Annotated in this window: 10 protein-coding genes; all 10 read right to left on the bottom strand. The window is 64.8% G+C overall.

Features of this window, described 5'->3' with window-relative positions; all coding sequences use genetic code 11:
• Positions 1 to 175: 175 nt before the first annotated feature.
• Positions 176 to 985 (bottom strand): GTPase, encoded by an 810-nt coding sequence (locus GIW04_RS23510; protein ID WP_090520155.1) that lies wholly within the window; start codon positions 983 to 985, stop codon positions 176 to 178.
• Positions 986 to 1,269: 284 nt separating this feature from the next.
• The gene (locus GIW04_RS23505) at positions 1,270 to 1,548 is read right to left on the bottom strand and encodes a uridylate kinase (protein ID WP_090520158.1); all 279 of its coding nucleotides are present in this window, start codon (positions 1,546 to 1,548) and stop codon (positions 1,270 to 1,272) included.
• A 96-nt stretch (positions 1,549 to 1,644) separates the two neighbouring features.
• Positions 1,645 to 2,382, bottom strand: a complete 738-nt coding sequence (locus tag GIW04_RS23500; protein WP_090520161.1) for a DUF5983 family protein — start codon at positions 2,380 to 2,382, stop codon at positions 1,645 to 1,647.
• A gap of 211 nt (positions 2,383 to 2,593) precedes the next feature.
• The gene (locus GIW04_RS23495; RefSeq protein WP_090520163.1) at positions 2,594 to 2,986 is read right to left on the bottom strand and encodes a hypothetical protein; all 393 of its coding nucleotides are present in this window, start codon (positions 2,984 to 2,986) and stop codon (positions 2,594 to 2,596) included.
• 22 nt (positions 2,987 to 3,008) lie between these two features.
• Positions 3,009 to 3,221, bottom strand: coding sequence for a hypothetical protein (locus tag GIW04_RS23490; RefSeq protein WP_090520166.1), 213 nt, complete (start codon positions 3,219 to 3,221; stop codon positions 3,009 to 3,011).
• Positions 3,222 to 4,230: 1,009 nt separating this feature from the next.
• Positions 4,231 to 6,243, bottom strand: coding sequence for a DNA topoisomerase III (locus GIW04_RS23485; RefSeq protein ID WP_090520168.1), 2,013 nt, complete (start codon positions 6,241 to 6,243; stop codon positions 4,231 to 4,233).
• 273 nt (positions 6,244 to 6,516) lie between these two features.
• Complete coding sequence (locus tag GIW04_RS23480; RefSeq protein ID WP_033947983.1) at positions 6,517 to 6,969, bottom strand: single-stranded DNA-binding protein; 453 nt, start codon at positions 6,967 to 6,969, stop codon at positions 6,517 to 6,519.
• 72 nt (positions 6,970 to 7,041) lie between these two features.
• Entirely contained in the window at positions 7,042 to 7,569 is a 528-nt protein-coding gene (locus GIW04_RS23475; protein WP_090520170.1) for a DUF3158 family protein, read from the bottom strand.
• The gene (locus GIW04_RS23470) at positions 7,566 to 8,348 is read right to left on the bottom strand and encodes a PFL_4669 family integrating conjugative element protein (RefSeq protein WP_090520172.1); all 783 of its coding nucleotides are present in this window, start codon (positions 8,346 to 8,348) and stop codon (positions 7,566 to 7,568) included. Before GIW04_RS23470 ends, GIW04_RS23475 begins: the two co-directional genes overlap by 4 nt.
• A gap of 316 nt (positions 8,349 to 8,664) precedes the next feature.
• Positions 8,665 to 9,472, bottom strand: an 808-nt coding sequence (locus tag GIW04_RS23465) for an STY4528 family pathogenicity island replication protein (RefSeq protein ID WP_236479239.1), incomplete at its 5' end; no start/stop codon positions are given.

Below are 9,472 nucleotides of genomic sequence, written 5' to 3'. Positions count from 1 at the left end.
CGCGTATCCCGACCGACTGCGACCGGAATCTCTGCGTACAAGGCTTCTTCGAGCGAGAAGCGCGTCGCCTGGTCGAACTGGACCCAGCCGAACTCGTTGGACCAGAAACCGGCGCTGTCGCTGGTGGCCGACTCGTTGGGCGAATACACCACCCAGCAGTCATTTGCCTTGGACGTCATGCTGCAACCGCCTGGCGTCGCCGGTTGGCCTTGGCGTTGATCACGCTCACGTCGATCAGGCGCCAGCGCCCGTCGTCGATAAGCCGCTCCAGTACGTCACCGAGCATGTCGAAATACACCTCGTCGTGCCGATCGAGTTCACCGTCGCGGCGCAGCTCCACCACGTAGGTGTCGCCCGCGCGGTCGTACAGGATCGTCACCCGGCCCTCGAACTTCGTGGTCGAAACCGTGAAGCTGATTGCCGGAGGCGTTTCGATGATCTTGGACGGCGTGGGATCGACCCAGGTGAAGTCGCGGGCGCCCGCATCGACCAGCATGTGAGTGATGCGACGGAACCCGTCGGGTGCTGGCATTTCTTCCAACTGCTGGATGAGCTGGCCCAACTCCAGGCACTCTGGCTCGGGGATGGGCAGCTTGGCCGGTGCGGAGCCGAGGATGTGCGTCTTGACGGTGTAGGGAGTGCCATCGGACGTCATCTCCGTGCGCTCTTCCGGGGTGTCCGCACGCAGGCCGTCGAAGCGGCGGCGGGCATACGGTTGGACATGCACCTTGGCGCCTTCGCTGGGAACGATGGATACCAGGCTGGGATCGAGTACCGCGAACTCGCTGGGCTTGAGCTTGACGACGATGGCGTTGTCGTTGGCCGCGACCACCTTGCCGTTGAAGGGCTGGGGATCGATGACGAAGCCCAGTGTCGAGGACTGCGGCTGATCATCGAACACACGGTACTTGAACGACCGCACGTTGCGGGGCACATGGCCTGCGACAAGCGAAGGCATCAGGGTCTTGATGAGAGAGCGATCCATGGGAATCTCCTTGGGGAAGAACAAGGGAATCCCGGCCCGCAAGGGAGAGACCCCTTGTGGGTGGATGGACGCGGTACGTCCACAGGAAAAAACGACCAGCACGGTTTTCCGCACTTGCAGCCTCGAAGGTCTCGGCTGCCTGGGCATGTGTCGGCAACGCCGACGAACATGGGGGCAAGGATGGCCCTGGGCCGGGCTACCCGCCCGCATGAAACGGCACTTCGCCGCACCCGGTTTTCCTGCGCTGCGGGCAAGAAGAAGCCCCTCGAAAGGGGCTGGTTGGGTCAGGCTTCGTACACGAAGTAGTGCTCGCGCTGACGCGGGAAGAACACATGCTTCCACGTGTCGCCGCTGGTGTTGCCACCGTCGAAGACGACCATCTCGTAGTCGTCAATGTCGGTGTCCACCAAGTCGGCGCCGGCGATATGGCGCATGTGCAGCGTGCCGTGCGTGCGCTCGAATACCAGGATCTGGCCGATGGCGTCGTCCTGGCCCATGGCGTTGACGCAGGCTCCAAGCTGGTGCTCGAAGTCGGGTGCGCGTGAGATGAGGTCGGGGAACATGAGGTTGCTCCTATGAAAATGGACCAGCCCGGCTCCTGGCGGGAGACGGGCCGGCTTGGGGGAGACAAAGAGGAAGGTTGGCGCGTCGTGCGGCTGCTAGGACTCGGCCAGTGGCAGGCCCAGCAGCGCGGGTGCGTCGGCGTCGAGGATCAGGATGCGCACATCGGCCCGGCCAGCCAGATCAAGGATGTTCGCCAGATCATCCGGCATGCCCTTGTTCCGATGCTCCTGTCGAAGCTGCTCGGCGGTGATGCCTTCGGCGTGCTCCAGGTTCTGGTCCGTCCAGGGCGTGGAAATCAGCTTGACGCCGATCGCCGGGCTGTACGGCACCCGGAATGCAACGAAGAGAAAGGCCTCCGGCGTGGCGAGGTCCGCCAGGTTGGCGAGGTAGTGCCAGGTATCGACGGTGATGTGCTCACGGCTGATTTCCCAGCACCGACTGTAATTGCCGGTCTCGAAACTCAGGCGCTGCACGGCTTCCCGCGCGGCCTCGGCCGAATAGGCATCACCGACGTGGACTGGGCGGCCGTCGAAGTCCTCGCCATGGATGGCATAGACCACGGCTCCGATCACGCCTTCGCCGCTGACGCCTTCACCGGCATCGCATTCGGCCAGTACCTCGGCGCTCACGGCTTCGCGGCCATTGCTGACCACGGCGAAATCGCTGGCGACGATGCAGGACGATGAAACCAGTTCCTCGTCGGAGAGGTGTTGCTGGCTCGCATGGATGTTGCGCCAGACATGCGGGCTTCCGTCCTCGTAGCTGATGCACAGCGTGCGGACGATTTTCAGATTCCAGTAGCCGCGAAGAAAGGGATTAGGTTTCTGAGACATGGGAACTCTCCAGATTGAATAATGGAGCCAATTCCCGCCACCGGGAATTGGACCCGGTGGGTTGAAAAATGGAAAAAGTGTCAGGCAGCGCCGACCATGGCGTTGTCAGCACTGCTCTGGACTACGGGAAATAAAATGAGGGGCACGGCCTCGTGGGCGCATGCCCCTCGTGGGGAGTGAACGAAGACGTGGTGGTGTGCCGGAGACCGGATCACCAACCGTTGTAGTTCACGAGCAGGTCGGCGATGACCTTGCGGCGTTGCAGGTCGAGACCGTCGAAGTCCGACAGCCCGTTGAAGTGACAGCGCTTGAGCATGGCACCGCCCTCGCGCGCGTTGTAGAAGCTGACCATGGCGGACAGGAACATGCGTTCGCCGCTGCTCAGGACGCCGAGGGCGTCGTTGAGCCGCAGCATGTTGGGGCGCAGATCCCACTTGCTCTTGGACAGGTTTAGACCTTCACGGGTGCCGTTGCCGAACCACTCGGGGCCAGCGATCTCGACACCGCGCTTCCATGCCTCGAAAAAGGCTTGGGGCGCGGCGGCGAAATGCTGCTCTTCCCGCATGATCTGATCGACGACTTCCTGCGGCAGTAGCTGGTTCATGACGTGATTCCTCCAGTTTGGATCAAGGAACGGCGAGCTGGGACCAGCCGCCTCTATCGAGGGCACGTTGAGCCGCGGCGTAGCTGCGGAAGTACTCGCGGGATTCCCGCGAAACGGGGCCTTCGGCATCGCGCGTGCCGATGTAGTGACCGGCGGCGCTTTGCAGGACTTCGAGCGGCAGGAACTTGCCGCAGTAGGTCGAGGCCAATTGGCCGAAAGATGCTTGCTGGGACATGGACGGGCTCCTTGGAAAAGCGGGGCCTCGTCCCTCGCGGGATGGCAGCTCCCGCACGCGGTTGATAAAAAGCATCGACGTCACGGGGGACGCGCGTCCGCAGACCTGATGCGATGCGGACTGGCGGGCAACGCGGAAGAGATCCGCGGCAGCTTGGAACCCTGGCTGCTGGCATGTGCTGACGAATCAGCGAACATGCGGGCAGCTTCGTGCGCGGGGCGCGCCGCGTCAGTTGGAAAACGGCATCTGGCCGAGCCCCGATTGATCGCTCAGCCTGCTGGTCATAGCTGGCAGGAGCCGGCTATGCGGACCAGTTGAAATTGGAGGCGTCTGACGGCTTCCGCTGCAAAGTAGCCATTCGGTGTGCTATCCCCCAGCTTCGACGTGAGGGGTTATCAAGTGGACTCATCACCTCGATGTCGCTGCGTACGCTGCTGGAGAGCAACTGCATTGCTGTGAGGTGTCGAGGATAAGGAGATGAAGATGTCAGGTCACCTGCAGGTGTGATCCTGCCGGGCCGTTGATCGGCAGGAGAAAGGCGCCGAAGGCCTTGCGGCCTCCGGCTCGGGAGGACGGAACCACCCGTGGGCTGATTGGCAGGCCCGGTCGTCGCTAGAACCGTCTGCTCATCAAGCAATCGCACCCGGCGCATATCGTGGTTGGCGCCGGCATCTTCTGGCGCACATCCGCGCACAAAAGGAGCCCAGTTTTTCGCCGTTGGGCACGGCATCGAATACCGCTGACCACGAAGGGTCTCCGGGTGGCTCGCAGCCTGGCAAGCCATCGGGGGACCCTTCGCAGAGGCGGAAAAATGCAGATCAGCAGAATGCGCCGGGAAACCCCGGACACGGTTCGCGGAGAAGCTACCTTCAGGCCCCGCGGCCGGGGGCGGCCGAGCGGGACGCGCACACGGACAAGAGAAGGCGTTGCGCGCTGGGCGTCCCGCAGGGCGTGCGGGACATGGGCCACGCCGCCGATGGCGGGCACGGCTCTCGGGGAGCGGGGTCGGTTAGGAGCCCTTGCGGCCGCTACTGCGCGGGCGCGAGGCACCGCGCTTGGACGTGCCGGAATCGACCGGCAGCGTGCCTTTGCAGTCGGGGTAGCGACTGCACGACCAGAAGGGGCCGGTCTTGCCGGTGCGCTGGCGCGTCGGTGCGCCGCACTGCGGGCAAGCGGGACCCTGGGGAACCTTGATGGACAGCGAGGTGCTGCCGTACTGTACGATCAGTTGCGAAATCCATGCAGTCTGCTTGCCGAGGAACACGTCCAGGGTGAGCTGTCCGGCCTCGATCATGTCGAGCGCCTGTTCCCACACGGCGGTGGTTCCGGGGTCGGCAATCGCCGCGGGCACGGCGTCGATCAACGTGAATGCCGCATCCGATGCACGGATGGAGCGTCCTTTCTTCACGATGTAGCCGCGGGCGATCAGCCCACTGATGATGTTGGCCCGTGTCGCCTCGGTGCCGATGCCGACCGTATCCTTGAGCTTCTGCTTCAGGCGCGGGTTCGTCACCAGCTTGGCGACCCCCTTCATGGACTTGACCAGTTCGCCCTGCGTGTAGGGCTTGGGCGGCATCGTCTTGAGCGCCTTGATCTCGGCTTCGGCCACCTGGCACGCCATGCCCTCGCGCAGCGCGGGGAGCACCTGGCTGCGCGCCGTGGCTTCTCCATCCTCGTCCGCTTGCGGCTCGGCCAGCACCAGCCGCCAACCCTGGGCGACGACCTGCTTTCCGGTGGCCGCCAGCTTCTGCTGGCCGCAGGACAGCTCGGCGACAGTGCGGTCGAACTCATGGTGGGGCAGGAACTGCGCGAGGTAATGCGCGCGGATCAGCCGGTACACCGCCAGTTCCTTCTCGCTCATGGCAGAGAGGTTCGCGGGTTCGAGCGTCGGAATGATGCCGTGGTGCGCCGTGACCTTGCCATCGTTCCAGGCGCGAGAGCGCTGCGAGTGGTCGAGCTGGCCCATGATCGAGCGCAGCGAGGGATCGGTCTTGAGCAAGCTGTCCAGGACCGTGGGCACCTCTGCGAACATGCTTTCGGGCAGGTAGCCGGAATCCGAACGCGGGTACGTCGTGGCCTTGTGCGTCTCGTACAGGGCCTGGGCGATCTCCAGGGTCTCCTGCACGTCCAGCCCAAGCTGCTTGGAACAAACCTCCTGAAGCGTGCCCAGGTCGAACAGCAGCGGCGGGCCTTCGCGCACGCGCTCGGTCTCGACCGATACCACCTGGGCGCTGCCCGCAGTGCGGATCTGCTGCGCGGCTTGCTGGGCGATGGGCTGCTGCAGACAGCGGCCGGCGTCGTCGGTGCAGCCATCGGGCGGAACCCACTGCGCGCTGAAAGTCTGTCCACCTGCGGAAAAGGACACATCGATGGCCCAGAACGGCACCGACTTGAAGGCCGCGATCTCGCGGTCGCGGTCCACGACGAGTTTGAGCGTCGGCGTCTGGACGCGCCCGACCGACAGCACGCCGTCGTAACCTGCCTGCCGGCCCAGCACGGTGAACAACCGGCTGAGGTTCATGCCCACGAGCCAGTCGGCGCGCGAGCGCGCCAGCGCCGAGTAGTACATCGGCAGCGTGTCGGACGACGGCCGCAGCTTGCCGAGCGCGGCGCGGATCGACGCATCGTTGAGCGCCGACAGCCATAGGCGCTCGATGGGGCCGCGGTAGCCGCACAGGTCGATGATCTCGCGGGCGATCAGCTCGCCCTCGCGATCGGCGTCGGTTGCAATGACCAGATGGGTCGCCTTCGCCAGCAGCGCTTTGACGACCTTGAACTGCGTGGCGGTCTTCGGTTTGACCTCGACCCGCCATTGCTGGGGAACGATGGGCAACTGCTCCAGCGACCAGCGCTTGAGTGCCGCGTCATAGACCTCGGGGGCTGCCGCTTCTACGAGATGGCCGATGCACCATGTGATGGTGACACCGGAGCCGCTGAGACAGCCTTCACCGCGCTGCGTCGCGCCGAGAATCCGGCCAATGTCTTTGCCCTGGGAGGGCTTCTCGCACAAGAACAGCCGCATGTCCGTCCATCCGATTTCCGTGGTTCATTGAGTTGCTGGAATCGAGGATGCCGAGAACCACCAGGGGCAGCAGCAAACAAGCCGCATGCGGTGGCGACCACTTTCACGGGATGGAATGGTCGGGACGGAAGTGGCGTGCGGCCGGGCGTGTGCCGGCCGGGAGCCGCGATTTTCGGGAGCGCGTGGAAGCCGGTGGACGTTGATGGAGCTATCCCCTGGGGATAGCTCGCGAGTGCATGGGGCGACCGACGACTGCCGCCGCCCCATGCCGGATCACTTCCTGCGCTTCGGCTCCTTCGGCGCGGTCGGTTCCTGGGCGGCCTGGGGCTTCGGCTGCGCCTCCTGCGCGGTCTCCTGCTGCCTGGGGCTGAGGGTCACGGACTCGATGCGGAACGGCAGGATGCCGACGCTGCGCGCGTTGATCTGCCAGGTCTCGCGCGGCTGATCCTCGTTGTCCGTCCAGGGTTCGCGTTCCATGCGGCCGACGACCAGCACACGCATGCCTTTCTGGTACAGGTCCTTCCAGTGCGCGGCGTCGCGGTGCCAGATTTCCACCGGCGCCCAGAAGCCGCCGCGATCCTCGAAGGTGCCATCCTTCTTGGGAATGGGGTTGTCGAAATAGACGTTCAGGCGCAGAAGGCGGCTGGGCTCGTCGTTGCCGTTGGGGAACTCCCGGTACTCGGGGGGCGAACCGATGTTGCCCTCGCCAGAAAAATGCGTGCTCATGTTGCAATCTCCGTGGTGGTTGAATACCCGCACCTGGTTGGCGGCGGGCGCGTGCTGGGGTGCCCTGCGCGATTACCGATCGCGCAGGGTGGGCGGTGTGGACTTGAGCCGGCGCAGGTAGGCGTCTTCCGCCTCGGCGGCCTTGCTGGCGCACTCCTGGGCCTGCCTGCCCAAGGTGTGCAACAGGCTGATCTGCATGTTCAGCGTGATGCGCTGAAGCTCGATCGCGTGCAGGTCGGCCAGGAGGTTGACCGGCGTGCTGGTACTCGCCATCAGCTCCTGCCACAGGGCCACGCCCATGGCTGACCTGTCGTGCTTGCGCCAGCGCAAAAACACCGTGCCTGCGCCGGTGGTCTGCTGGGCTAACTCGATGGGCAGCAGGTGGAAGGGATGCCCGAGGGCCTGTGGCAGCACCTGTCGCTGCGCCAAGCCAATCAACTCGTCGCGCATGGCGAAGCACTGACTGGCCCAGGCCTCCAAGTCCCCTTTACCCTTAAAAGGCCTTAAAAGGCCTTTTTGAGAGCCTGCGTGTTCAAGCCGCATGAAGGCGGTCTGTTGCAGCGGCCGGAAATAGCGGGTGTCGCGGTTCGGGTCGCTCATGCCTGCGCGTCCTCGCCCGCGGTGGTCTCGGGTGCCTGGGTGGTGGCGGCCTCGTCGCTGGGCGATGCGGTTGCGGCAGGGCCGTCACCGCGCTGCTGCAGGCCACGGCGCACGATGGGCGGCGCGAACTTCGAGCGGCGCGTGCCCTCCAGCACGTCCTGCGGCAACTCGCCGTACTTCTCCAGCGCCGCCCGCGCTGCCGCATTCTTGGAAGCGAAGTCGTCGCGGGTGCAGCCCGAGTAGCGGTACTGGTGGGCCAGGCTGAAAAGACTGCGCAGCGCATGCGCGCCTTCGTTGAGCCAGCGTTCGAGCGTCGAGCGATCGATCAACGCCGTGTGGTGCGCGAGGATCAGCTTGCGGGCGATGTCGTCGTAGTCGGCCAGCAAGTACACCGCGGCAAAACCCAACTGCGCATTGACGAACAGCGGCAGCTTGACGGGCTGCACGTTGAGGTTCTCGCCCAGGGTGAGTGCCGGCGGCACGCTTGCCAGGGCCTGGTCCACCTGCTCGCGCAGCGATTGCAGCGTGGCCTTCGTCTGGTCGAGCTTGTCCTCGATGCGCAGCATCCAGAAGTCGCTGTACGGGTCGTCCTGCTCCGAGCCGCGCCGCATCTTGTTCATCTGCGCGATGTAGCCGTTCAGGCCGACGATGCCCGGTCGCCCCTCGGCGGCGGCGCGGCCGTGCCAGATGCGAGAGGCGTGGTGCGTGTGCAGCGTCAGCGACATCGCGCTGCGCAAGGAGCCGAGATTCAGTTGCAGGGGTTCGTTGGTGGTTGCCATGGTGTCCGCTCGTTGTTGGAAAAGAGCGGACAGCTTCGGCAGGTGGCGGAAGGCAGTCAGTCAACAAACCGAAACCCGCCAGTCCCCGGTTCACGGCGCGGCGGGTGCATGTGGTGCGAGCTATCCCCAGGGGATAGTTCCATGGAGCGCCAAGGAACGCTGCACGCCCGGATCAAGCGCGGACAAGGCCGATCCCGCCGCAGGCGATCGGGGCTTGGCGTGCAGCGGTTCGACGTGTAGCCGTCAGTAGAACTATCCCCTGGGGATAGCTCTACTGGAAGCCACTGGCATCCACTTCACCGCCTTGCAGGCCCGCTCACTTGCTGGCGAGCAGGTTGCGCAGCCGCTCGATGTGCTGCCTGGCGACTTCTGACGGCACCGGCTTGCCCTGCGGCTGGGATGGCGGTGGTGCTGGTGGTGGCCGCTCATTCGGCGGCACGGGTGCTGACGGCGCATCTTTCTTGGCCCAGGCGTTGAATTCGCCATGGATGGCCCGTTGGATGATGCCGAACAGATACCCAGCCGGATTGCGGATGCCATGGTTGCTGCATCGTGCGGCCCATTCGTCCAGCACCGCCTGCCTCAGCGCAGCATCGACCTGCTGCAATGCCACCCGCGCACCTGTCTGCTGCTCTGCCTTCAGTTCCGCGAAGTGTTTTGGCCATTGCAGGTCGCCCAGCGCGCGCGCCTGCGCCTGTGTCTGCGCGGTAGTACGTACTTCATTAATACGACTACTACGTACTGTACGGGCCTGCTTCGGATTCCGAAGAGAGGCGTCTGGCGCGGGTTTCGACCCTGCTTCGGATTCCGAAGTGGGGGCATCGGGATTCCGAAGAAGGCTCGTCGCCCCTTCTTCGGATTCGTGCGTGGCGTCCTCCTGTGGATAACCTTCGTGCGCCCCGACGCCCTGGCTGGCGAGGCGTTCGGCCAGGACTTGCAGCCTCGACGGCAGGGTGCGCCCAGCCAGCATCGGGTCTTCGCCGATTTCCTTGAGGGTGTGCAGGCCCACGATCTGCACGGCTTTGGCCGAATGGCCGAGCGCCTGGCTGACGAGCTGCAGGTAATCCGGGTCGAGCTGCATCGCTTCAAAGGGGGTCAGCGGCTCGTCGTGCAGGACATAGAGA

Source organism: Pseudomonas sp. PA-4-8C (assembly GCF_021606625.1).
Lineage (GTDB): Bacteria > Pseudomonadota > Gammaproteobacteria > Pseudomonadales > Pseudomonadaceae > Aquipseudomonas > Aquipseudomonas lactis.
The sequence above is the reverse complement of the archived record's forward strand: the minus strand, read 5'-3'. Positions and strand labels throughout refer to the sequence as shown.

Excerpts from the sequence above, each read along its gene's own strand:
- GIW04_RS23510 (WP_090520155.1), bottom strand. The coding sequence starts at position 985 with ATGGATCGCTCTCTCATCAAGACCCTGATGCCTTCGCTTGTCGCAGGC.
- GIW04_RS23505 (WP_090520158.1), bottom strand. The coding sequence starts at position 1,548 with ATGTTCCCCGACCTCATCTCACGCGCACCCGACTTCGAGCACCAGCTT.
- GIW04_RS23500 (WP_090520161.1), bottom strand. The coding sequence starts at position 2,382 with ATGTCTCAGAAACCTAATCCCTTTCTTCGCGGCTACTGGAATCTGAAA.
- GIW04_RS23495 (WP_090520163.1), bottom strand. The coding sequence starts at position 2,986 with ATGAACCAGCTACTGCCGCAGGAAGTCGTCGATCAGATCATGCGGGAA.
- GIW04_RS23490 (WP_090520166.1), bottom strand. The coding sequence starts at position 3,221 with ATGTCCCAGCAAGCATCTTTCGGCCAATTGGCCTCGACCTACTGCGGC.
- GIW04_RS23485 (WP_090520168.1), bottom strand. The coding sequence starts at position 6,243 with ATGCGGCTGTTCTTGTGCGAGAAGCCCTCCCAGGGCAAAGACATTGGC.
- GIW04_RS23480 (WP_033947983.1), bottom strand. The coding sequence starts at position 6,969 with ATGAGCACGCATTTTTCTGGCGAGGGCAACATCGGTTCGCCCCCCGAG.
- GIW04_RS23475 (WP_090520170.1), bottom strand. The coding sequence starts at position 7,569 with ATGAGCGACCCGAACCGCGACACCCGCTATTTCCGGCCGCTGCAACAG.
- GIW04_RS23470 (WP_090520172.1), bottom strand. The coding sequence starts at position 8,348 with ATGGCAACCACCAACGAACCCCTGCAACTGAATCTCGGCTCCTTGCGC.